The organism is Aeromonas sp. R6-1 (assembly GCF_040908165.1).
GTDB lineage: Bacteria > Pseudomonadota > Gammaproteobacteria > Enterobacterales > Aeromonadaceae > Aeromonas > Aeromonas caviae.
Window position 1 is genome coordinate 199,627 of sequence record NZ_JBFODF010000053.1, and the last position, 23,832, is coordinate 223,458.

At 63.7% G+C, this 23,832-nt stretch carries 19 protein-coding genes; 4 read left to right on the plus strand and 15 right to left on the minus strand.

The window, feature by feature from the left end; genetic code table 11:
- Window positions 1-76 precede the first annotated feature (76 nt).
- The 4 genes from AB5Y68_RS17885 to AB5Y68_RS17900 form a co-directional block, all read right to left on the minus strand.
- Complete coding sequence (locus AB5Y68_RS17885) at window positions 77-3,304, minus strand: transporter substrate-binding domain-containing protein (protein ID WP_039039324.1); 3,228 nt, start codon at window positions 3,302-3,304, stop codon at window positions 77-79.
- Window positions 3,305-3,447: 143 nt separating this feature from the next.
- On the minus strand, window positions 3,448-4,215 hold the full coding sequence (locus AB5Y68_RS17890; protein ID WP_039039325.1) for a class III extradiol ring-cleavage dioxygenase: 768 nt from the start codon (window positions 4,213-4,215) through the stop codon (window positions 3,448-3,450).
- A 296-nt stretch (window positions 4,216-4,511) separates the two neighbouring features.
- Window positions 4,512-4,982: an FKBP-type peptidyl-prolyl cis-trans isomerase gene (locus tag AB5Y68_RS17895; protein ID WP_010673545.1), complete on the minus strand. Its 471-nt coding sequence runs from the start codon at window positions 4,980-4,982 to the stop codon at window positions 4,512-4,514.
- Window positions 4,983-5,119: 137 nt separating this feature from the next.
- Window positions 5,120-6,268, minus strand: coding sequence for a Na/Pi symporter (locus AB5Y68_RS17900; RefSeq protein WP_039039326.1), 1,149 nt, complete (start codon window positions 6,266-6,268; stop codon window positions 5,120-5,122).
- A gap of 303 nt (window positions 6,269-6,571) precedes the next feature.
- Between AB5Y68_RS17900 and AB5Y68_RS17905 the strand changes: the two genes are divergently transcribed.
- Entirely contained in the window at window positions 6,572-7,021 is a 450-nt protein-coding gene (locus tag AB5Y68_RS17905; protein ID WP_127464653.1) for a hypothetical protein, read from the plus strand.
- 88 nt (window positions 7,022-7,109) lie between these two features.
- Here AB5Y68_RS17905 and AB5Y68_RS17910 read toward each other — a convergent pair whose 3' ends face one another.
- The 5 genes from AB5Y68_RS17910 to AB5Y68_RS17930 form a co-directional block, all read right to left on the minus strand.
- Window positions 7,110-8,453, minus strand: coding sequence for an APC family permease (locus AB5Y68_RS17910; RefSeq protein ID WP_039039328.1), 1,344 nt, complete (start codon window positions 8,451-8,453; stop codon window positions 7,110-7,112).
- 470 nt (window positions 8,454-8,923) lie between these two features.
- Entirely contained in the window at window positions 8,924-10,267 is a 1,344-nt protein-coding gene (locus AB5Y68_RS17915; RefSeq protein ID WP_039039329.1) for an APC family permease, read from the minus strand.
- Window positions 10,267-10,404 (minus strand): hypothetical protein, encoded by a 138-nt coding sequence (locus AB5Y68_RS17920; RefSeq protein ID WP_164882979.1) that lies wholly within the window; start codon window positions 10,402-10,404, stop codon window positions 10,267-10,269. Before AB5Y68_RS17920 ends, AB5Y68_RS17915 begins: the two co-directional genes overlap by 1 nt.
- A 233-nt stretch (window positions 10,405-10,637) precedes the next feature.
- Window positions 10,638-11,927 carry a 4-aminobutyrate--2-oxoglutarate transaminase gene (gene gabT, locus AB5Y68_RS17925; RefSeq protein WP_039039330.1) on the minus strand — a complete coding sequence of 430 codons (1,290 nt, stop codon included), beginning with the start codon at window positions 11,925-11,927 and terminating at the stop codon, window positions 10,638-10,640.
- 232 nt (window positions 11,928-12,159) lie between these two features.
- Window positions 12,160-13,623: an NAD-dependent succinate-semialdehyde dehydrogenase gene (locus tag AB5Y68_RS17930; RefSeq protein WP_010673552.1), complete on the minus strand. Its 1,464-nt coding sequence runs from the start codon at window positions 13,621-13,623 to the stop codon at window positions 12,160-12,162.
- A 309-nt stretch (window positions 13,624-13,932) separates the two neighbouring features.
- Here AB5Y68_RS17930 and puuR point away from each other — a divergent pair, with 309 nt between their 5' ends.
- Window positions 13,933-14,541 carry an HTH-type transcriptional regulator PuuR gene (gene puuR / locus AB5Y68_RS17935; RefSeq protein ID WP_029314011.1) on the plus strand — a complete coding sequence of 203 codons (609 nt, stop codon included), beginning with the start codon at window positions 13,933-13,935 and terminating at the stop codon, window positions 14,539-14,541.
- A gap of 49 nt (window positions 14,542-14,590) precedes the next feature.
- Entirely contained in the window at window positions 14,591-15,868 is a 1,278-nt protein-coding gene (locus AB5Y68_RS17940) for an FAD-binding oxidoreductase (RefSeq protein WP_039039332.1), read from the plus strand.
- A gap of 101 nt (window positions 15,869-15,969) precedes the next feature.
- Here AB5Y68_RS17940 and AB5Y68_RS17945 read toward each other — a convergent pair whose 3' ends face one another.
- From AB5Y68_RS17945 to AB5Y68_RS17965, 5 genes are all read right to left on the minus strand, one after another.
- Window positions 15,970-17,169 (minus strand): transporter, encoded by a 1,200-nt coding sequence (locus AB5Y68_RS17945; protein ID WP_039039333.1) that lies wholly within the window; start codon window positions 17,167-17,169, stop codon window positions 15,970-15,972.
- 63 nt (window positions 17,170-17,232) lie between these two features.
- Window positions 17,233-17,892 carry a hypothetical protein gene (locus tag AB5Y68_RS17950; RefSeq protein ID WP_039039334.1) on the minus strand — a complete coding sequence of 220 codons (660 nt, stop codon included), beginning with the start codon at window positions 17,890-17,892 and terminating at the stop codon, window positions 17,233-17,235.
- Window positions 17,893-17,899: 7 nt separating this feature from the next.
- Window positions 17,900-18,577: a C39 family peptidase gene (locus AB5Y68_RS17955; RefSeq protein ID WP_039039335.1), complete on the minus strand. Its 678-nt coding sequence runs from the start codon at window positions 18,575-18,577 to the stop codon at window positions 17,900-17,902.
- A 52-nt stretch (window positions 18,578-18,629) separates the two neighbouring features.
- Window positions 18,630-19,589 carry a hypothetical protein gene (locus tag AB5Y68_RS17960; protein ID WP_052258802.1) on the minus strand — a complete coding sequence of 320 codons (960 nt, stop codon included), beginning with the start codon at window positions 19,587-19,589 and terminating at the stop codon, window positions 18,630-18,632.
- A gap of 187 nt (window positions 19,590-19,776) precedes the next feature.
- The gene (locus tag AB5Y68_RS17965; protein WP_223302574.1) at window positions 19,777-20,355 is read right to left on the minus strand and encodes a hypothetical protein; all 579 of its coding nucleotides are present in this window, start codon (window positions 20,353-20,355) and stop codon (window positions 19,777-19,779) included.
- Between the two features lie 352 nt (window positions 20,356-20,707).
- Here AB5Y68_RS17965 and AB5Y68_RS17970 point away from each other — a divergent pair, with 352 nt between their 5' ends.
- Entirely contained in the window at window positions 20,708-22,009 is a 1,302-nt protein-coding gene (locus tag AB5Y68_RS17970; RefSeq protein WP_039039337.1) for a sigma-54 dependent transcriptional regulator, read from the plus strand.
- A 98-nt stretch (window positions 22,010-22,107) separates the two neighbouring features.
- On the opposite strand, the gene ybaL is transcribed toward AB5Y68_RS17970, so the two are convergent.
- The gene (gene ybaL, locus AB5Y68_RS17975) at window positions 22,108-23,739 is read right to left on the minus strand and encodes a YbaL family putative K(+) efflux transporter (protein ID WP_039039338.1); all 1,632 of its coding nucleotides are present in this window, start codon (window positions 23,737-23,739) and stop codon (window positions 22,108-22,110) included.
- Between the last annotated feature and the right edge of the window lie 93 nt (window positions 23,740-23,832).

A 23,832-nucleotide genomic window follows, 5' to 3' on the forward strand; every position in this document is an offset into this window, starting at 1 on the left:
CGCACTCTCAGTCGCACTCTCAGTCGCACTCTCAGCCGCGCCCGTGCGACATGACGGGAGGAAGGGCTGGCGGTATTCAGGGCGCTGGCCCCAGGGTGGCCAGCGCCGCGCGCAGACGGGCGAGGCCGATGGGCTTGAACAGACAGTCGTTCATGCCGGCGGCGAGGCAAAGCTCCCGCTCGCGAGGCTGGGCATGGGCGGTGAAGCCCCAGACGGGCAGGTCATGGCCAAGGGCACGCAGGTTGCGGGTCAGCTCGAAGCCGTCCATCACCGGCATCTGGCAGTCGGTGATGACCAGATCGAAGGGGTGGCTGGCGAGGGCGCGCAGGGCCTCCAGGCCATTGCTGCGTACACTGACGTCGTGTCCCAGATGCTTGAGCTGCTGGCGCAGCAGGATCTGGTTGGCGTGATTGTCATCGACCACCAGGATATGCAGCCGATGGGGGAGGGGTTGAGCCTGGTGGGGCTGGGGCTGGGGCGCCGGGATTGCCGTGATCGGGGCGGGGGGTTGCTGGGCGAGCGTGAGGGGCAGCCTTATCTCGAGGCGGGTGCCTTCGCCGACCTGACTGTGAACGGCTATCTCCCCCCCCATCATCTGACACAGGATGCGGGCGATATTGAGGCCCAGCCCGCTGCCGGGGAACTGGCCCTGGCCGTGGGCGCGATAGAAGGGGGTGAAGAGCCTGGGCAGCTTGTCCGCGGGAATGCCGGCTCCGGTGTCGGTGATGATGAGGTGCAGCACAGGAGGCTGCTCGCCCCCGGTCAGGGTGGCGGTGATGGCGACCCGGCCCTGCTCGGTGAACTTGATGGCGTTGCCGATGAGATTGAAGAGGATCTGGCGCAGGCGAAGGGGATCGATCAGCACCCTTGGCATGGGGGTGTCGGGCAGCTTGACCTCATAGATCAGTCCCTTCTGCTCGGCCATGCCCGCAAAGACCCGGGTGACGGACGAGAGCAGGGGCGCGAGATCGCAGGGGGTGGGCGTCAGGGTCATCTGGCCTGCCTCTATGGAGGCGATATCCAGGCTGTCCCCCAGCAGAGCCAGCAGGCCGTTGGCGGAGTCGGCGGCGATGCGCAGCAGCTCGCCGCTGTGACGGCTGAGAGCGGGATCCTCGGTGGCCAGCTCCAGCATGCCGAGGATGGCGTTCATGGGGGTGCGGATCTCGTGGCTCATGGTGGCGAGGAAGTCGCTCTTGGCGCGGCTGGCGCTGTCGGCCTGCTGTTTGGCCTCGCGCAGCGCCTCTTCCAGCCGCTTGCGGTCCGTGATGTCTATCCAGCCGTCGATCACCCCGCTGATGGCCCCCTCCCCGTCGAAATAGGGCACCATCCAGTGATAGATGTCGCTCTGGGTTCCCCTGTGATGGAAGAGGCGATCCGCAAAGATGGGCTGCCCCTCCTGCAATACCCTGGCAAAGTCCTGCTCCAGCACGGCGATGTTGTCTGCATCGAGCACCCCTGACAGCCCCTGGGCGAAGGGCTGACCCAGGATGGCCTTTGGCTCGGCGCCGAGCTGGGTGAGGTATTTGCTGTTGCACAGCAGCACCTTGCCGCTCTTGTCCCGCACGACGATGGGGTGGGGCAGGCTCTCCCCCAGTGCCCGGATGAACCTGACATGGGCCTCCAGTTGCTGGCGGGAAGCCTGCTCGGCGCTGGCCATCCGCTTGAACATGCGGTTGCGATAGAGCAGCACCAGCGCCAGGGTGAGGAGCCCCACGAACACCAGGTAGACGATGTGGGCGTGGCGATCCATGAAGCCGGGCACCGGCAGTTTGCGGTTGCGCCACTCGTAACTCATCATGGCGAGCTCGTTGGGGGGGATGGCGAGGATGGTCTTGTCGAGGATCCCCATCAGCATCCCCTGTCCGGGCAGGCTGGCAAACCCCATCCGGATCGGCTCGTCATCGGCGGGGCCGGCGATGCGCAGGGGGCTCTGGGGATCATTGTCCAGCGCATGGCGGGCAAAATAGAGGGGCACGATGGCGGCATCCACCCGTCCCTGGGCGAGCACCTCCATCGCTTCTGCTGCACTCTCCACCTGGGTGATGCGGCTGCCCTCCAGTCTCTGTGCGAGGGGCACATGGCGCGTCATCGCCACCGTCTTGCCCGCCAGACGCCGGATGGTGTCGATCCCTTGTTCCTCCTGGCGGGTGAGGATCACATAGATGTTGTCGGTGGCGTAGGGCACCGAGGTGCGCAGCCCGTAGTGTTCGGCCACCTGCTGGGAGATGGCGCCGATGAGGTCAATGGCGCCTGACTGCATGGCTTTTGCCAACTGGCGCTCGGAGTCTGCCCGCACGAACTCGAAGGTGAGGCCGGTACGTGTGCGGATCTTGTCCAGCATGTCCACCGTCATGCCGACCAGCTGGCCGTCATGATCCAGGGCGCCATAGGGGTAGAGGTTGTCCATCAGCCACACCCTGATGGGGGGCGCTTGCCGCATCCAGGCCCGCTCGGCGGCATCATAGAGATCGGCGCTTCGCTCGTTCATGTCGCGGATGGGCCCGTTCCACTGGGTGAAGAGGGTGTTGCGCGCCCGGTCGTCGATGGCCGCCAGCCCCCGGTTGACCAGGCTGAGCAGGGCGGGCTCGGTGGCCGGGACGGCAAAGCGGAACTCGGCAGGCGCCAGCTCGGGCGGGGCCTCGCCCCGCTGGCGAAGGTTGTCGAAGCGCTCGCTGTTGAGGTAGTGGGTGGCGTGGGCATCCCCCAGCAGGATGTCGTCGCGGCCGAAGAAGACCGCATCGAACGCCTCCATGTTGGAGGGATAGGTCACCAGGGTGAGAGTGGGGTAGTAGCGGCCAAAGCGCGCCCTGTCTATCTGATCCCCGACGGCGGCCACCCGCTGTCCCGGTGTGAGCAGTGCCCCCCGATAACGTCTGGGCACGGAGAAGACGAGGGGGCTGCTGAAATAGGGGGTGCTCAGGCGGATCGCCCGGGTGTCACTGTCCGCCAGGGTGAGATTGCCGAGGCTGGCGAGGTGTATCTCCCCCCGTGCCAGGGCACGGAGCAGGTGCGCCTTGTCGGGGAAGGCGCTCAGGGCAACGGGTTTGTCCAGCATCCGGGCCAGCAGGTCGATGTAGTCGGCACTGAGCCCCTCGACGCGCTGGCGAGCGATCATGGTGAAGGGGCGGTAGTCCTCTTGCAGGATGCCGACCCGCAGTTGGGACTGCTGGCGCAGCCATCCGAGCTCCGCCTCCGACCAGCGGGGAGGCAGCGGGGCGGGATCGTAGCGGCTGTGCAGGGTCAGGGCCTGCACAGGTTGAAGGCAGAGCAGACAGAGCAGGATCAGTGTTCGATATAGGTTCATCTAGCCACCCGACGCGACAGCCATCCCTGCCAAGCCTCATCCAATGGCGGCCATTCTACCGGAAAATGGCTATAACGAGTCCGCAATTTCGCCACGCGCGTCGGCGGCAGCACGGCAAGCAGGGCGGCCTGGCCGCCCCGCCCTCAACCGAACTGGTAGGCCCCCATGTAGAGGCTGCCGTAATCCCAGCTCTCGTGCAGCTTTCGCGGTCTGTCGGCCCCCGCCGCGCCGAGCGCCACAAACAGGGGGCGCAGGTGATCGTCATGGGGATGGGATTCCACCGCGCCCGGCGCCCGGGCCCGGTAATCTTCCAGCGCCCCCCTGTCTCCCTCTGCCATGGTCTGCTCCAGCCAGCGGGCAAACTGACTGGCCCACTGGGGAACCGGCGAGCCGTCCGGCCCGAGGGCACGGAGGTTGTGGGTGATGGCGCCGGAGGCGAGGATGCCGATCCCTTGCTCGCGCAGCCCCTGCAATGCCTCCCCCAGTTGCCACAGCTGGGCCGGGGTGAAGCTGGCCGGGATGGCGATCTGCACCAGGGGGAGTTCACTGTCCGGATCCATCAGGGAGAGGGGGGACCAGACTCCGTGATCCAGCTCGCGGCGCACCGGGGTGGCGGGCAGGCCGGCCAGCAGCAGCTGATCGCTCACCGCTTCCTGCAACCATTGCGGGCTCGTCGCGGGCCAGCGGATCTGGTAGAGGGGCTCGGGGAAGCCGTAGAAGTCGTACATCAGGGCCGGGTTGGGCTCGACGTTGATCTGCAGCTCGCTTCGGCTGAACCAGTGTGCCGAGATTACCACCAGCCCTCTGGCACCCTCGAGGCGCAGTTGCTTCAGGAACCGGGTCGCGGGCTGATCGCGCAGGACCAGATCCGGGGCGCCGTGGGAGATGAACCAGACAGGGGCGATAGACATGACAGACTCCATATGCGTTGTGCCGATGCGCGGCGCACCGACAACCCGAGGCCAGGGCGACATGCCGCTGACGATGTGGTCATTATCTGCCCCTATTGATGGGTTAACAATCAGGCTTTATGGATAAGCACCCTTCACTTTTGGTTGATAGTCTGGCATCAGGGCGAGGGAGACCGGGGCAGAAACGACAACGCCGGCGCAGTGCGCCGGCGTTGTGATCAGGGTCCATCGGACGTGGCCTCTGACGGGATGCCCCGCAGCGCCACCTCCAAGCTCAACGCAGGCCCCGTGCGGGTTTATTGAATGCCCAGCAGCTCCACGTCGAAGATGAGGACTGAGCCCGGCGGGATCTTGCCGGCGGCGCGATCGCCATAGGCCAGGTTGGCGGGGATGTAGAAGCGGGTCTTCTCCCCTTCCACCATCAGTTGCACCCCTTCGGTCCAACCCTTGATCACCTGGTTGAGGCCGAACTCGATGGGTTCGCCACGGGCGACGGAGCTGTCGAACACAGTGCCGTCCAGCAGCTTGCCCTCGTAGTGCACCTTTACCTTGCTGGTGGCGGTGGGGTGAACGGTGCCGGTGCCCGGGGTCAGCACTTCGTACTGCAGGCCGGAGGCGGTGGTGGTCACCAGGGGTTTTTCCTGGTTGCTGGCGAGGAACTCGGCCCCCTTGCGCACGTTCTCTTCCGCCAGCTTCCGGTTGTTGCTGCTGGAGTAGAAGTAGTAGGCGGCGCCGGCGATAAGAAGGGCTATCAGAATGAATTTCATCGGGTTTTCCTGTTCCTTGAAATCAGAGTGCAATGAAGGGGCATCTTATCCCAGCCGGGGAGGGAGGGCGAGGGGGGATGCCGGAGGATGTGACCGGACGGGCAAGGCACCGGGGGCATGATGCCCCCGGTTCGGATTTACTTGACGGCCACCATCATCAGGGCGGGCAGGGCGAAGAAAAGCCCGGCCACGTAACCCAGCGCCAGCAGCTTGTTCTCGCTGCCGACCCGGGCCAGGGTTTCGGCGGCCTTGATGGGCAATTCCCGCAGGAAGGGCACGCCATAGATGAGCGCCACGGCGAAGACGTTGAACAGCACATGCACGAAGGCGATGGTCAAGGCCAGCTGGGCGCCGGCGCCGCTGATGGCGGTGGCCGCCAGCAGGGCCGTGATGGTGGTGCCGATGTTGGCCCCCAGGGTGAAGGGGTAGAGCTGACGGGTGTTGAACACGCCGCCGCCCGCCAGCGGGATCATCAGGCTGGTGGTGGTGGAGGAGGACTGTACCATGACGGTCACCAGGGTGCCGGAGGCGATGCCGGTCAGGGGACCACGGCCCAGGGCCTTGTGCAGCAGCTCCTTGGCACGACCCACCATGACCCGTTGCAGCACCTTGCCGAGGGCGGTGACGCAGAACAGGATGAGCAGAATGCCGATGACGATGGTGGCGATGGCGGGGCCCTTGCCCGGCAGGAAGGCGACGGCGCTGTCGATGAGATCCAGGGAGGGGGAGATGAGGGGCTTCATGAAATCCATCCCCTTCATGGACATGTCGGCGGAGCCCAGCAGCAGACCGGACAGCCACTCGGCACTCTTTTGCAGCAGACCGAACATCAATTCCAGGGGCAGGAAGATGAAGACGGCCAGCAGGTTGAAGAAGTCGTGCACGGTGGCGGCGGCGAAGGCGCGGCGAAACTCGCCTCTGTCCCGGATGTGCCCCAAGGAGACGATGGTGTTGGTGATGGTGGTACCGAGGTTGGCCCCCATCACCATGGGGATGGCCATGCTCATGGGCAGGCCGCCCGCCACCAGGCCGACGATCACCGAGGTGACGGTACTGGAGGATTGCACCAGGGCGGTGGCCAGGATGCCGAGCAGCAGCGCGACGAAGGGGTTGTTAGCGAAGGCGAAGATCTGGGCCGCGCCCTCGGCGCCGCCGGAGAACCCTTTAAAGCCGTGTGAGACGGCCCCGACGGCGACCAGGATCAGGTAAACAAAGGTGATCACCGCTAGCCAGTTGAACAGGGGGCCGGTAGCGCGGGTCTGCGGGGATGACGGTTTGCTTTGCATGGTGCCTCTTGGGACGTCTGCGTTGAATTGGACGGGCGCATTACAGCAGTGCTCTATGACAGAAATATGACAAAGTGACACTTTTATGATGCTTTGGTGACAGGGGGCTCGGGATTGGCGGGCCAGATGGGAGTGTAGTGATTAATTCTGATTGTTTTGTTGTTTTAAGTGAATTGGTCTGTCGAATGTAGGGATGCGTTAGAAACTGACGGACGGGGTGCCATCCACTGGTGGATCCTGTGCCGCCACTCAGTCAATGGGAGTAGACTGCCTCGTCATTTAATCAGTAATTGCGAGTCTGTCATGAAACATTGGTCCCTTCTTCTCCTGCCCCTGGCGATGGCCTCTCTCTCCTCTCATGCCGCCGTGCTGCCCTCCGATTGCAGCTCCAAAGACGTGGCGATCGGCTCGGCCGTCAACAGCGCGACCGGGGTCAACAGCCATTGCTCCGCGCAGAGCGCCAAACAGCGTGTGGACAACGCGGTCAACGATCCCGCTGGCTATGCCAAGCGCAAGGCGGCCCAAGCCACCGGCGTGGATGACGCCTACTACAAGGCCAAGAACACCCAGCAGCGGGTCGAGAATGCGGTGGACAATCCCGGTGACTACGCCAAGCGCAAGGCCGCCGAGGCTGCCGGTGTGGGCGAGACCTACAACAAGGCGAAGAACACCCAGCAGCGAGTCGAGAACGTGGTGGACGATCCCGCCAAGGCGGCGGGCCGCGCCGTGCTGCGCAAGACGGGCACCTACTGAGGGGAAACCCGGCAGAAGGCGATGCGTCGTGCAAACAAGAGAGGGGAGCCCGTGGGCTCCCCTCTTTGCATCTTGCGATCGAGATGGCTTACTGGCCGTCGGCCGCTTCCTCGTACTGACGGAAGGGGATGCGGAACACGGCGAGGCGCAGGAAGAGGTAGGTGACCCCGATCCCCGCCCAGATGAGGCCAAGCTCCAGGGAGCTCTGCTCCAGGTTGATCCAGAGGGCGCCGATGGTGGCGGCCCCCAGCAGCGGCAGCACCAGGAACAGCAGGTGCTCCTTGAGGCTCTTGTTGCGCTTCTCGCGGACCCAGAATTGGCCGATCACCGAGAGGTTGACGAAGGTGAAGGCCACCAGGGCGCCGAAGTTCACCAGGGCCAGGGCCATGTCCAGATCGAAGGAGACCGCGGAGAGGGCCAGGGCCCCCACCAGCAGCACGTTGATGGCCGGGGTGCGCCAGGTGGGGTGGATATAGCCGAACACCCGCTCCGGGATCATGCGATCGCGACCCATCACGTAGAGGATGCGCGACACGCCGGCGTGGGCCGCCATGCCGGAAGCGAGCACGGCCGCGGTGGTGCACACCAGCACCACGCTCTGGAACAGGGTGCCACCTACGTAGAGGGCGATCTCCGGCAGCACGGCGTCCGGCTCCTTGAAGCGGGCCAGATCCGGGAAGAAGAGCTGCAGGCTGTAGGAGACGGTGACGAAGATGATGCCGCCGATGAGGGCCGTCAGCACGATGGCGCGGGGGATCACCTTGCCGGCATTCGGGGTCTCTTCGGAGAGGGAGCTCAGGCCGTCGAAGCCCAGGAACGAGAAGCAGAGGATGGTGGCGCCGGTGAACAGCGGCAGCATGCTGGCAGACTCCACATGGAACGGACGGCTGCTCATCAGGGTGCCGGCCCCTTCACCGTGACTCAGGCCCCAGGCGATGAGGCCGAGGAAGGTGACGATGATGGCGATCTGGATGAAGACGATGAAGCCGTTGAGGTTCGCCACCAGCTTGATGCCGCGCAGGTTCAGGAAGGTCATCACGGTCACCAGACCGAAGATGAAGATCCAGGGCTCCACGGTGGGGAACATGGCGGTCAGGTAGATCTTGGCCAGCAGGATGTTGATCATCGGCATGAACATGTAGTCCAGCAGGGAAGACCAGCCCACCATGAAGCCCACATAGGGGTGGAACACCTTCTGGGCATAGGTGTAGGCGGAGCCTGCGGACGGGAAGCGGCGCACCAGGTGGCCGTAGCTGAACGCGGTCAGCAGGATGCCGCCGAGCGCCAGCAGGTAGGCGGTGGCCACGCGACCATCCGTGATGTCACCGACGATGGCGAAGGTATCGAATACCGCCATGGGCGTGAGGTAAGCCAGACCCATCACCACGACCTGGAACAGGGTGAGGGTCTTGAGCAGCTTGGCACCGGCCATCACGCTTTCTCCTCTGCACAGGCCCCGTGGGCGAGATGGGACGGGATCAGGGACGCGGAAACGCGTCGCTGGACACAGGGGGCGCCCATCTGTGGCACAGATGCGTGGCGCACGCCGGCGGGGACCGGCAGGAAAGCAGTGAAATGCCCCATGTTTTTCCTCACAACGTCAGGAGATTGCTTGGCAATCTGGGTATCAATTCCGGCACATGGCCGGCCTCTTGGTGAATGGTGGTGTGCCCCAGAAAAGCAAAGAACCGATGTTGTTGAAACATCGGCTCTCAAGGGGCGCCGTATTGTGCCCTCAGGGGGGGGAGGAGACAAGCGAAAAAGGCCGCCAGCGGGGAATTTGTTCCCCCCGTGAGCGATCACTTCGCCACCGCTGCCGGAAAGTCGATGACAACCTTGTCATCAGACGGGGTCCTGCTTTGCCGCCATGTGAAACCGGCGCCCTGGGGGCGCCGGTTTTGCTCAGGAGGCGTCCTGCTCGGGGCGGCCGAGGCGGACCCGGAACACGGTGAGGCGCAGCAGCAGGTAGATGGCGCCGAGGGCGGCCCAGATCAGCCCCAGCTCGAAGGAGGCGGGCTCCAGGTTGAGCCAGAGCACCCCGATGCAGGCGGCGCCGCACAGGGGCAGGGCGAGGAACAGCAGGTGATCCTTCAGGGTCTTGTTGTGACCCAGTCTGAGATAGAAGTGGGCAATCACCGCCAGGTTGACGAAGGTGAAGGCCACCAGGGCGCCGAAGTTGATGAGTGCCAGCGCCATCTCCAGATCGAAGACCACCGCCGAGAGGGCCAGCATGCCCACCAGCAGCACGTTGAGAGCCGGGGTCTGCCAGGTGGGGTGGATGTAGCCGAAGACGCGGCTCGGCAGGGCGCGATCCCGGCCCATCACGTAGAGCAGGCGCGATACCCCGGCGTGGGAGGCGAGCCCCGAGGCGAGCACCGCCACCGTGGTGCAGACCAGCACCACCGCCTGGAACAGCTTGCCGCCCACATAGAGGGCGATCTCCGGCAGCACCGCATCCGGCTGCTGGAAGCGGGAGATGTCCGGGAAGAAGAGCTGCAGGAAGTAGGAGACGGAGATGAAGAGCACGCCGCCGATGAGGGCGGTGAGCACGATGGCCCGGGGGATCACCCGATCCGCGTTCGGGGTCTCCTCCGACAGGGTGGTGATGGCGTCAAACCCGAGGAACGACAGGCAGAGGATGGAGGCGCCGGTCAGCAGGGGATTGATGTGCATCTGCTCGGAGAAGAAGGGGCGGCTGCTCGCCACCGTGCCGAGCCCCTCGCCGTGGCTCACGCCCCAGGCGATGAGGCCGATGAAGACGGCGATGATGCTGAACTGCATGATGACGATCAGGCTGTTGAAGTTCGCCACCAGCTTGATGCCCCGCAGGTTCAGGAAGGTCATGACGGCGGCCAGGGCCAGGATGTAGGTCCAGGGGGCCACGCCGGGGAAGAGGGCCTCCATGTAGATCTTGGCCAGCAGCATGTTGATCATGGGCATGAACATGTAGTCGAGCAGGGAGACCCAGCCCACCATGAAACCCACATAGGGGTGGAACACCTTCTGGGCATAGGTGTAGGCGGAGCCTGCCGAGGGGAACTTGCGCACCAGGTGGCCGTAGCTCATGGCGGTGAACAGCATGCCGATGAGGGCGAGCAGGTAGGCGGTCGGCACATGGCCTTCGGTGATCTCGGTGACGATGCCGAAGGTGTCGAACACCGCCATGGGGGTGAGATAGGCCAGCCCCATGATGACCACGTGCCAGAGTTTCAGGCTTTTTTTCAGACCGGCGGGGTGCGGGTGCATCAGGCGATCCCCCGCAGGCTGGCTGACGGGATCAGGCTGACGGTGAGGTCATCCTGCACGGTGGGGGCGCCAGTCCGGGATGCGGACGGATGGCGCAGACCGGCGCGGGCCGGCAGGAAAGCGATGATATGCCCCATGGAGTTCCTCACTAAGAAGCGGGTGTCGTGAGATGGCGTGCCACCTCGTTATCATTTCCGGTCTGTTCCGGCCTCGTTATGGATTTGTTTGGCGCAAAAAAAGAACCGGGCTCCGATGAGCGGACGGTCCTTGAATACGGCGGCGCATTGTGCATTCGTGATGCCCCCTTGACAAGCATATCAAGGGAGCAAAAACGCATTTTTTTGCACGTGGGCGAACGCGGTCTTCCGGATCAGGCCAGGGAGGCGGACAGGGCCTGCTCCAGCAGGTCGAGCCCCTCGTCGACGATGGCTGCCGGGGCTGTCAGGGGAGCGAGGAAACGGATCACGTTGCCACGCACGCCGCAGGCCAGCAGCACCAGCCCCCGCTTGCCCGCCTCGGCCACCAGCCGCTTGGTGAGATCCGGGTCCGGTCTTTCGGCATCCCCCTCCTTCACCAGCTCCATGGCCACCATGGCGCCGGGGCCACGGATGTTGCCGATGCAGTCAAACCGTGTCGCCAGCTGGTGCAGGCGTGCCTTGATCTGCTCCCCCTGGGCCAGGGCCTTCTGGTTCAGGCGCTCCTCCTCGATCACCTCCAGCACTGCCAGGGCGGCGGCGCAGGCGATGGGGGAGCCCGCATAGGTGCCCCCCAGGCCACCGGGCTTGGCGGCGTTCATCACCTCGCTCTTGCCCACCACGGCAGAGAGCGGGAAGCCGCCGGCCAGGCTCTTGGCCAGCGTCATGATGTCGGGTTCGACACCGCTGTATTCGGTGGCGAAGGTCTTGCCGGTGCGACAGAAACCGGTCTGGATCTCGTCGCAGATGAGCAGGATGCCGTGCTGGTCGCACACCTGGCGCAGGCGCTGCATGAAGCTGGCGGAGGCGGGGTAGAAGCCCCCTTCCCCCTGCACCGGCTCGATGATGATGGCGGCCACCCGGGTGGGTTCGATGTCGGCGCTGAAGCAGAGATCCAGCGCGGCCAGGGCATCGTCTTCACTCACTCCCAGGTAATCGGCGGGGAAGGGGAGGTGATAGACCTCCCCCGGGAAGGGGCCGAAGCCGGTCTTGTAGGGCACCACCTTGCCGGTGAGGGCCATGCCCATCATGGTGCGGCCGTGGAAGCCCCCCTTGAAGGCGATGGTGCCGCTACGACCGGTGTGGGCGCGGGCGATCTTGATGGCGTTCTCCACCGCCTCGGCGCCGGTGGAGAGGAAGAGGGTGCGCTTGGGGGTGGGGCCGGGCACCAGGGCATTCAATTTTTCCGCCAGCTCGATATAGCCGGAGTAGGGGGTGACCTGGAAGCAGGTGTGGCTGAACTTCTCGAGCTGCTCGCGCACCGCCGCCACCACCTTGGGGTGGTTGTGGCCGGTGTTGAGCACGGCGATGCCGGAGGCAAAGTCGATGTAGCGGTTGCCCTCCACGTCCCACAGCTCGGCGTTGTGCGCCCGGTCGATGAAGACCGGCAGCAGGGTGCCGACCCCCTGGACCACGGCCGCTTCGCGGCGGGCCTGCCACTGCTGGTTGTTGCTTGAATGACTCATCTTTCCTCCCTGAGGGGCATGGGCCCCCGCTGTTCCTGTGCCATCTGGCCATATGTGTGCCGCCAACTGCCCTCGGGCAGGGCGGCCTGTTCGCAAAAGGGGGCCCCGGGCGTGCCCTCAGGGCCCACAAGGCGCTCGGTCGTGACCGGCGCCCCTCTCTTTCTATCTGTAAAAACGATGGGCTGCGTCATAACGCATCTGTTTTAACGATGCGATTGCCCTTTTATTTCCCTCAGCGAATGCCGCCAAAGCAGAGGTATTTGGTCTCCAGGTACTCCTCCAGCCCTTCGGCTGCCCCTTCCCGGCCCAGCCCCGACTCCTTGATCCCGCCAAAGGGGGCCAGTTCGGTGGAGATGATCCCCTCGTTGATCCCCACCATGCCGTATTCGAGCCCCTCGGCCACCCGCCACACCCGGGCGATGTCGCGGCCATAGAAGTAGGCGGCCAGGCCATAGGGGGTGTCGTTGGCAAGCGCAATGGCCTCGGCTTCCGTCTCGAAGCGCACCAGAGGCGCGACGGGCCCGAAGATCTCCTCGTCCAGAATGGGGTTGCCCCGGGTGACCCCGGTCAGGATGGTGGGGTGATAGAAGAGGGGACCGGCGGGGTGGGCGTCGCCCCCCACCAGCACCCGGGCACCGGCGGCGACCGATTGCTGCACCAGCTCGGCCACCTTGCTGGCGGCGGCCGGGTTGATGAGGGGCCCGATCTGGACGCCCTCGCCCATGCCGTCTCCCACCTTGAAGGCCTTGACCGCGGCGGCGAGCTTCTCGGCGAAGGCGTCATAGACGCTGGCCTGCACCAGGATGCGGTTGGCGCAGACGCAGGTCTGGCCGGCGTTGCGGTATTTGGACGCCAGGGCCCCGGCCACGGCGGCGTCGAGGTCGGCGTCGTCAAAGACGATGAAGGGGGCGTTGCCGCCAAGCTCCAGGGAGAGGCGCTTCATGGTGTCGGCGCACTGGCGCATCAGCAGTTTGCCGATGCGGGTGGAGCCGGTGAAGGAGAGCTTGCGCACCACGGGGTTGCTGCACAGCTCGTTGCCCACCGCGCTCGCCTGATGGGAGGTGACGATGTTGATGACCCCGGCGGGAATGCCCGCCTGCTCCGCCAGTACCGCCAGCGCCAGGGCGCAGAGTGGCGTTTCGGCGGCGGGCTTGATGACGATGGTGCAACCGGCGGCCAGCGCCGGACCCGCCTTGCGGGTGATCATGGCGATGGGGAAGTTCCAGGGGGTGATGGCGGCCACGACCCCCACCGGCTGCTTGATGGTGGCCAGGCGCCGATCGGCGGAGAAGCCGGGGATGGTGCGGCCATAGGCACGCTTGCCCTCTTCCGCGAACCACTGGATGAAGCTGGCGCCGTAGGCCACCTCTCCTTTGGCTTCCGCCAGCGGCTTGCCCTGCTCGCAGGTCATGATGCGGGCGAGTTCCTCCTGGTTGGCCATGATGCGCTCGAACCAGGCGTAGAGTTTGCTGCTGCGCTCCTTGGCGGTGAGGGCCGCCCAGGCGGGTTGCGCCGCGTGGGCGGCCGCGATGGCGAGGCGGGTATCCTCCCCGTCCATGTCGGGCACCTGGGTGATGACCTGGCCGGTGGCCGGGTTCAGGACCTCGAACCGGCGCCCGCCCAGGGACTCGCACCAGCGGCCGTCGACATAGGCCAGGGATTTGATCAGGGAGAGAGCTGGTTGTGATGCTGACATAAGTAAGGGGCCTCGATAGTGGGTCTGGGTGGTGCGTTTATGTGGGCACCGCCGTATAGAATAATAAGCACGTAACGACCATAAAATGAGCCGAAATGTTTTTCAAGTGTTAAATATATTTGAGTGAACGGGGCGTCACATGCTAGAAATGGGGCTGTGAGCGCGATTGTAGCGGTTTTTATTGCGCAGAGTGTGCAAAATAATGAACGCTCTGGGTTGTGCAGGATAGTGAACGGGGCTGACGTGCCTGACTCACTATATTGACCAGTTGGCCCCAGGTATTCGAATGACCATGGAAGGAGATGGGCGATGGAGCAATCCCGTGGCGAGGTCCGGTGGCGGACCATGACGGACAACCCCCTGGCGGAGCACGAGAGAAACATGGGGGAGCGGCTCGCCCGGATCCGCAGGGAGCTCGGGCTCTCCCAGCGCCGGGTGGCGGAACTGAGCGGCCTGACCCACGGCGCCATCTGCATGATAGAGCAGAACAAGGTGAGCCCCTCGGTGGCCTCCCTGCAAAAGCTGCTGAGCGTCTACGAGCTGCCGTTGTCGCGCTTCTTCGCCGAAGAGGAGGTGGCGAGCACGCCCAGCGTGGTGATCAAGGCGGAGCAGCTCATCGAGCTCGGCAGCCAGGGGGTCTCCATGAAGCTGGTGCACAACGGCAACAATCGGCGCCAGCTCGGCTTCATGCTGGAGACCTATGCCCCCGGCACCGACACCGGCGGCGTGGTGAAGCATCAGGGGGAGGAGGTGGGCACCGTGCTGGAAGGGTCGGTGCTGCTGACCTTGGCTGGCCAGACCTATGAACTGTGCGCCGGGGACAGCTATGTCATCGACACCGGCGAGCCCCACAGTTTCAGCAATCCTTCGGGGCAGGTCTGCCGCATCGTCAGCGCCCACACCCCGGCCAGCTTTTAATGTGAACAACCCGTTGTGTTGGAAACGAACCGGTAAGGAAACAGGGATCATGACCGAACATGTAAACAGTTACTACGCAGCCAGTGCCAACAAACACGCGCCCTATCCCACGCTCACCGAGCAGCTGGAGTGCGACGTCTGCGTCATCGGCGCAGGCTACACCGGCCTCTCCAGTGCGCTGCATCTGGTGGAGAAGGGGTACAAGGTGGTGGTGCTGGAGGCGGCCAGGGTCGGCTTTGGCGCCAGCGGCCGCAACGGCGGCCAGATCGTCAACTCCTACAGCCGCGACATCGACACCATCGAAGCGAACTGCCCGCCGGATCAGGCCAGGCTGCTCGGCTCCATGTTGTTTGAGGGGGGCCAGATCATCCGCGAGCGGATCAAACGCTACAACATCCAGTGCGATCTGCAGGAGGGCGGGGTCTTTGCCGCCGAGACCGAGAAGCAGCTGCACGAGCTCAAGGCGCAGAAGGCGCGCTGGGAGAAGTGGGGCAACGACCAGCTGGAGCTGCTCGATGCCAAGGGAGTGCGCGAGGTGGTCGCGAGCGATCGCTACGTCGGCGCCCTGCTGGACAAGAGCGGCGGCCATATTCACCCTCTCAATCTGGCGCTGGGGGAGGCGGAAGCCATCCGCATGCAGGGGGGGCTTATCTTCGAGCAGTCCGCCGTCACCAGCATTACTCCGGGTCAGCCGGCGTTGGTCAAGACCGCCAAAGGGGCGGTGAAGGCACGCTTTATCGTGGTGGCCGGCAACGCCTACCTCGGCAATCTGGTGCCCGAGCTCGCCGGCAAGAGCATGCCTTGCGGCACCCAGGTGATCGCCACCGAGGTGCTGGGAGAGGAGCGGGCCCGCTCACTGCTGCCGCAAAACTACTGTCTGGAGGATTGCAACTACCTGCTCGACTACTACCGCACCTCCGGCGATCACCGGCTCATCTATGGCGGCGGCGTGGTCTACGGGGCGCGGGATCCGGCGGACATCGAGCGGCTGATCATCCCCAAGATGCGCAAGACCTTCCCCCAGCTCAAAGACGTCAAGGTGGAGTACACCTGGACCGGCAACTTCCTGCTCACCCTGTCGCGCCTGCCGCAGTTTGGCCGCATCGGTCACAACATCTACTACATGCAGGGCTACAGCGGCCACGGCGTCACCTGTACCCATCTGGCGGGCAAGCTGCTCTCCGAGGTGCTGAGCGGTCAGGCGGAGCGCTTCGATGCGTTCGCCAGGCTGCCGCACTACCCCTTCCCGGGTGGCCGCCTGCTGCGCATCCCCTTCACCGCCGCCGGCGCCGCCTGGTACACCCTGCGCGATCGCCTGGGGGTGTGATGTCACCGATGGCCCGCCAGGCAGGCTGGCGGCAACAAGAAGAGGGAGGCGTTATGCCTCCCTCGTTTTTTTGCCGTCAACCTGCCGGGGTCCTGACGGGGCTAGAAGCGGTAGGGGAAGCGGATCCCGATGGTGTAGTCCGGTGCGTCCGTGGTGAGCCCGGCAGACCAGTTGACCGCCATGGAGAGGTTGTCGGTAATGGCCCAGGTCGACCCCATGCCAAAGCTGGCGGCGTTGGCATCGGAGCCGGTGACCTTCTCCATGGCAAAGCCTTCGGACCCTTGCTCGGACTCCATGGTGACGCGCTGGTTGATGTTGAAGGAGAGGCTGAAGCGTTCGTTGAGGGCGAATGCGACCCCCAGGCCATATTCATACCAGTCCCCCAGCTGGATGCTGCCGGGCTGGTTGCCGGGCTGGTAGGAGATATCGTCAAAGTCCTGCTTGAGGCTGTGACCATAGTTGAGGCTGGCAAACAGGATGGCGGGATCCATGGTCTTGACCAGGGAGAAGCCGGTGGAGAGCTGCCAGAGCCCGTTGCCGGTGGCGAGCTCCTTGGGGGTCACCAGGTTGCCCGATTCCGAGGTGTTGATCTCGATGCCGTAAGGATCCTTGCCGGTCGGCGCCTTGGCCCGGAAGTTCCACACCAGATCCGGCCAATCCTCGCTCTCTGCCATGACCCTGTAGTAGATGGCGAGGCTGAGATCCCCCAGACCGCCATCGCTGACGCTCTGCTCCTCGAAGTCGCGGCTGGAGTTCTCCTTGCCGGTGCTCTGGTAGTTGGTGTTGCGGAACATGTAGGGGAGGGCCAGCTCCAGTTGCCAGCGATCGTTGAGGGTGTAGCGGGTGATGACATCCGCCGTCCACTGATCGGAGCGAACCCGATCCAGGTTGATTTCGCCAAGGAAGATGGCGTCCAGGGCGAGGAAGCCGCGCAGGGCGAGATCCTTGCGGTTGTAGTGCTGGTAGGAGAGGCCCACATCGACGGTCAGGGCGCGGTCGAACACATTGTGCTGTTCGATCATCAGGTCTTCGGTACTGCGGCCGACTTCCGGCGTGCGCCTTGAGGCATCCTGCTGGGTGGAGGCGACGGCGGCCCCGGCTCCGACCCCGGTGGTTGCCGTCGTGGCACCGGCGGCCTTGACGGCCTCCAGGCGGGCCTGGAGCTGATGAAGGGCCTGGTTTTGCTGGATCAGTTGCTGGCGCAGGAGATCCAGCTGTTGTTGCAGGGCCTCCTCCTCGGCCGTGGCCCCCCAGCAGGCGAAGGGGGCGAGGGCAATCAACAGCATGCGAGACTGTTTCATCGGGATACGTCCTTGTTGTTTATCATCCTTTCTTATAGTTCAGTCCCGGGAACTCACCTGCTCTCAGCGCGAAAACCAGATGCGGGTCTGATTGAGCGTCTGCAAACCGTCCCCCCTGACCTTGTTGAACTGCAGCAGCCCCCGGCTGAAGTCGGTACCGCGCAGGCTCTGCTCCAGCAGGACCCGGCCGTCGGAAGAGTGTAGTTGCAAGCCGGCATAATTCCCCGAGACCCGATAGGTGGCGGTACCAAGATCGCCCTGGTGCTCGTAGCTGCCCGCCTGAACCAGGTGTCCCGTCATGGTGGGGGTGGTCAGTTCAATACCGGCCTGGTTGACCGAGCTGTTGCCGCTCCCCTCCAGTTGAACGACCTGCACCAGCCCGGCCCCCTGCACCTGGGCCTCCTTGGCGGGCGTGGCCGCGGGCTTGACCTCATCCTTGACGCGCACATCCAGCTTGGGTTTGTTTTGCACAATGCTCAGCGCCAGGTTCATGGCCGCCGTCTGCTGGGCCTGGGCCGTGGTCAGTGACGAGATGAACTCGATGCCGAAGTAGCTGATGCCATGGCTGCTGACATAGCGGCCGCGCAGGTGGGCCAGCTCCCCGTCCGCCAGTTCGGGCGCAAAGTGGTCTGACAGATGGGCCAGCGGGTCCGGTGCTGCCAGCAGCGGAGAGGCGATGCCACCCAGGCTGCAGAGGAGGCATAGGGCGGGTCGGGTATTCATGATGACCTCACATTAGCTCTTTGTGCTGAAAACCGAATTCCAGCAGGGATGTTTCATTGACCGGGGCGAAGAGCCCATCCTTGCCTCTGACAGAGAGCGGGGGAGAGGGGTTGGCAAGGGGGGCATCGGGACGATAGCCCGCGCCGATGACGGCGAGGAGGATGCCGTTCCAGCTCTCCTTGAACTCCTTGAAGGTGATCACCCGGTTGCCGAGGGCCGGGTCTGCCAGATAGACGCGATCGTGGCGATCGATGGCCCGCAGCACGGCAAAGTGCTGATAGCCGCGAATGTTGAGCAGGACGATGGTGGGCACCCTCACCTGGCGCAGTTTTTCATCGCCCAGTCGATACCCTCTGACCCGCATGCCGAGCATTTGCAGGTACTGCTTCATGTCGAGCATGGAGAAGCCGTAATGCTTGACCTGCTCCGGGTCTGCCATGGCAAGCATGCCATCCATGACCCAGCGTTCATTGGTTGCATGGCCGTAGGCGTAGCGCAAGATGGTGGCGACGGCGGCGGCCCCGCAGCTGAAATCCGTATGTTGGCGCTCGATGTTGGCGTACCGACGCTCCAGAATGCTCTGCACCGGTTTGTTGAGATCCCCCAGCGCCGGGAGATGCTCCCCCAGTGGCACCGAGCCCGCCCAGACGGCAGGACAGCACAGCAACAGCAACAGCCAGCGCATTCAGACCTCCAGTGTCAGGGAAAAAGGGGGCACAGGGCCCCCTCGCATCGACTTACTTGGCAAACCCTGCGGCCAGCGAGAGATTGTTCGCTTGCAGGTTGTTGGTCCCCGAGGAGACGTTCACCCCGATGTTGCCCACGGCACCGTTGAAGGCGCCGCCATCGATGGTTGCCCGGTTGAAGGTTTCGCGGCTGGTGTAGGTGTTGACCACGGGAATATACCCGACGGCGTACCCACTGAGCTTGATGTCACCCTCTTCCTTGAACTCGAACTTGCCATCATCTTTCGGGTTGTTGTTGCCGTACCTGTCGTTGTCATTGTCGTGGCCATGTCCTTTCTTGACATCATGACCGGTACCGCCCCCCTCGTAATCGCCCCAAGCCTTGAGACCGAGGAACACACCTGCCTTGTCAACCGTCTTGGTTGCGCTCAGGCTTTGGTTTTCGGTCATGTTCTTGGAGACGCTCTGGCTGTTGGCCACGGTGGCCACGGCCATGTTGCCGGTGGACACGGAGGCTGCCATGTTGTTGGCCTGGACGTTACCCGAGCCCGAGGTCACGTTGACCCCGATGTTGCCTGCGGCATCCTTGAAGGCCCCATCGCCCACACCGGCCTTGTTCTGATGGCCGTGATTGGTCGTCCAGTTGTTGCTGGCGCTCTGGGTGGAGAAGACCTCGGCATCCGACGATCCGCCAGGGGCGCTGTGTTGTTGTTGACCACGACCCATGATGAACTCGGCATCGACCTCGTCATAGGCGGCCAGGGAAGCGCTGTTGCCCTGTACGTTGGAGTCACCGGCTGCGACGTTGGCGCCGATGTTACCGGATGCACCCTTGAACGAGCCGTCGATCTTGCTCGTGTTCTCCGTTCTTGTATTGGCGGTGCCTATCATGGAACTGGACTGCTGGTTGTCCACGACGGCCATGCCGAGTTTGTTGACGTTGATGTAGCCGCCGACATTGACCCTGCCTTCGTATTCCACATCGACTTCTGCCTTGACCTTCTTGGTCAAGGTTGCCCCTGTCTCATCTCTGTCACCGCGGTAATCGGCGGATGCAGTGCCCGACATGGCCATGATGACCGCGGCGGCTAATGAGCTATAAATAAGTCCACGCATAATGAGTCTCTCCATTGAACTTTCAGCGGAAGATATGCCCATCGGCTGATACCCCCGGGCCTGGCTTCCTATCCCTGCGGCATCATGGGGATGCCGTTACTGCGCCAGCCAGGGGCAGGGAAACCATGTTGACTGACTGGTTTCCCTGTCCCGTGACCTGGTTCACCTGAATGACCCCCTTGCTGCCCGTGAGGGCGGTGTCATCCAGATAGATGCTGGTAGTGGTGTTGGCGGGGGGCTTTCCCCCTGGGGTCTTCGCGACACTGGAGCTGAGATTGATGTCGGTCACGACACCCAGGCCGCTGTCATCGAGGGACAGGGCGAAGGCGTTCAGTTGCTGGTTGCCCTCACCCGCCCCCTGATTGATGCCGACCAGTCCCCGGTTCTGGCTCAGGGCCGAGCCCAGGATGGCGACGCTCTGGCTGCCGTTCAGATTGGTGGTGGATTGATTCAGCTGGCCAAATTGAATGACGGCCGGACCCGAAATGGCGATGGCGGCAAGATTGCCTTGCTGGTTGTTATTACCGGCAACCATATTGACGCCCATGGAACCACGAATATTGCTCAATGCCTGAGCACCGAGATCGACCCGGTTTTGTGCCAATGAGGGGGTGGCAAATGCCAGAAAAGGAAATGTTGCCAATGCAATATATGTCTTCATGTTCTGTCTCCATCTGCCAGGAGGGCTTATTGGAGAGAGCAACGACCATGCCAATTGGCAATGCTTTGATTTTTAACTGTTTTTTATTTGATATGATTGTTTTTATGTCTCAATGTTGAGAGCGACATATTATGTCGCCAAGTAAGCACTTATTTATCAAAGGATTTATTTTTTCTCACCGATATTTTTGCCGTCTCAATATTGTGGTGCCATCAGTCTAAAGGCGGGATGGTTTATAGTTATCATCGTCTGGCCATATTAAACGGCGCCATTTGATGATAAAGGGAGTTATCTGGATAAGTCGTCAGCGTCAGACTCCCTCGTGCAGTGGTGATAACAAGGAGTTGTCCCTATGACAGAAACGGCATTGTTGCTCATCAATTCATGTGCCGTACTGGAAAGCCTGCTGGAACAAGGCGAGTGGCAGGTGGAGCAGGCAAGCTCCCTGGTGGTGGCAGAGAAAAAACTGCAGGAAAAGGACTATCCCCTGGTGCTGGTGGTGATCGAGCATCAGCAGCACGAAGCCCTCTACAACCTGATAGCGCAGCACTCCGGCGCCTTGTGGATCGGCCTCATCCAGCGGGACTGTCTCGCCAGCGAAGCCCTTCGCAATTTGCTGGCAGCCTGTTTTCATGATTTTCACACCTTTCCCCTGGACAGAGACAGGCTCTCCCACAGCCTGGGACATGCCCTGGGGATGGCGCGCCTCATCCGGCGACACCGCCCCCGACTGCAACCCCAGCTGCGTTTCATCCAGGGGGAGAGCACCCCCATCCGCCAGTTGCGCGACCAGATCGTGCGGTTGCAGCATTGCCGCCTGCCCGTACTGGTGACGGGACCGAGCGGTACGGGCAAGGAGCTGGTGGCCCGGGAGCTGCACTACAGCACGTTCGGGGAGGAGAGCCCCTTCGTGGCGGTCAATTGCGGGGCCATGCCCCATCAGCTCATCCAGTCCGAGCTGTTCGGCCACGTCAAGGGGGCCTTCACCGGGGCACAGCACCACAAGATAGGCAAGATAGAGGCCGCCGATGGCGGCACCCTGTTTCTCGACGAGATAGGGGAGCTGCCGCTGGAGGATCAGGCAACCCTGCTGCGCTTCTTGCAGGAGCAGTGCATAGAGGCGGTGGGCAGCCACCTGTCGCGTCGTGTGGATGTGCGGATCATCGCGGCCACCAATATCGATGTGGAGCAGGCGGTGGCCAGCGGCGGCTTTCGCATGGATCTCTACTACCGGCTCAACGTGGTGCGCCTGCGCACCCCGGCCTTGTGCGAGCGGGCGGAAGACATCCAGCTCCTTGCCGATGACATTCTGGCGGAAGTGCGGGGCGGGCGGGTGCTCAGCTTCACCCGCAAGGCGCGCCAGGCCATGCAGTCCTATGGCTGGCCGGGGAATGTGAGGGAGCTGCGCAACCGGGTGCAGCGGGCGGTGGTCATGTGCAGCGGCCCCTTCATCGAAGCCGATGACATGGAGCTGACCAACATGGACAGCCTGCTGCTCGACGGCTCGCTCAAGGCGGTGCGCGAAGCGGCGGAGCGTCAGGCCTTGCAACGGACGCTGGCCCGCTTCCCCGATCAGCTCGAGGAGGTGGCCCGCACGCTCGACATCTCCCGGGCCACCCTCTATCGCCTGCTGGACAAGCACGATCTGCTGTGAGGGGACGGCCGTATCGCCCCGTCATGCAAAAAGCCCGGGCAGCAGGCCCGGGCTTCTTGTCTGGCCCCGTCGTGGGGACTCGTGACTTCCGATGAGCTTCAGGCCATCTCCATGGCGAGGTGACAGAGTCGCCGCGCAGCCTCCTCCTCGCTCTTGACTACCTGATGCACGCCGCGCACGCGCAGATGATGCACCTCCTCGTGCTGGTGGGCACAGGCGGCGATGCGCATCAGGGCGCCGTATTCCTGCGCCCTGATGGCTATCTCACCGGCCAGCAGGCTGTCATCCAGGGTGATCAGCAGCCAGCTGGCGTTGGGCAGCGCCGCCGTCAGCAGATCCTGCTGGATGGGATGGCCCGCCAGACAGGTGATCCCCATGGCGCGCCAGGGGGCCAGCAGTCGCTCATCGGTGTCGATCACCACCATCTCCCTGCCTTGTTCATGCAACTGCCAGATGAGGTGCTGACCTATCTCGTCGGCGCCCACTACCACCACATGGCCCTGCAAGGGGCAGAGGTGAGGTGACTCATCGGTGCGTGGCTCGGGATGGCGCCTCAGCCAACGCTCTACCTGGTTGAAGACCAGTGGATTGAGCACGATGGAGAAACAGGCGCCGACCAGCACCAGATCCCGGGCGACCCCGGGGACCAGTTCGAGCATGACCCCGAGACCCATCAGGATGAAGGAGAACTCACCCACCTGGGCCAGGCTGGCGGAGATGGTCAGCGCCGTGCGCTGGCTGTGGCCAAAGAGCCGCACGATGGCGAAGGCGGCCACGGATTTGCCGATCACGATGACGAACAGGGTGGCCAGCACGGCCAAGGGCTCGCGCAGCAGGATGACGGGGTCGAACAGCATGCCCACGGAGACGAAGAAGAGCACGGCAAAGGCGTCCTGCAGGGGCAGGGTGTCGTTGGCCGCCTTGTGGCTCAGATGGGAGCTGTTCATCACGACGCCGGCGAAGAAGGCGCCGAGGGCAAAGGAGACGCCAAACAGCTTGACGGCGCCAAAAGCGATGCCAAGGGAACAGGAGAGGACGGCCAGGGTGAACAGCTCGCGGGAGCCGGTGGCGGCGGTGCGGGCCAGCAGCCAGGGGATGAGGCGGCGTCCGCCGATGACCATCAGGGCGATGAAGGCAGCCACCTTGGCCAGGGTCAGGCCGATATCCGCCATCACCTGGGCCGGGGTTAGAGCCTCGCCCCCCTGCTGCAGGTTGGCGAGGATGGGGAGCAGTACCAGGGCCAGCACCATCACCAGATCCTCCACGATGAGCCAGCCGATGGCGATGCGTCCCTCGTTGGTGTCGAGCTGGCCGCGACTCTCCAGGGCGCGCAGCAGCACCACGGTACTGGCGGTGGAGAGGGCCAGGCCAAACACCAGGCCGGCGGTCACGGTCCAGTCGAGCAGTTGGGAGAGGCCAAGGCCGAGCAGGGTCGCAAGGGTTATCTGGACGATGGCTCCCGGGATGGCGATGTGTTTCACCGACAGCAGGTCTTTCACGGAAAAGTGCAGGCCGACACCAAACATCAGCAGGATGACGCCGATTTCGGCCAGCTCGGGGGCGAGCCGCAGATCGGCGACATAGCCCGGCGTAAAGGGGCCGCATACCACGCCGGCCGCGAGGTAGCCCACCATGGGGGAGATGCGCAGGCGGCTTGCCAGCATGCCGAAGAGGTAGGCTAGCACGAGGCCGCCTACCAGGGTGGTGATAAGGGGGAGTGAGTGGTCCATGTCGTCACCTCGCTAATGGCAGTCAGGGGCTACCAGATCACCCGAAGGCGAAGAGGGCAGCTGTCAATGAGCAGGGGGCGAAAGAGACAGAAG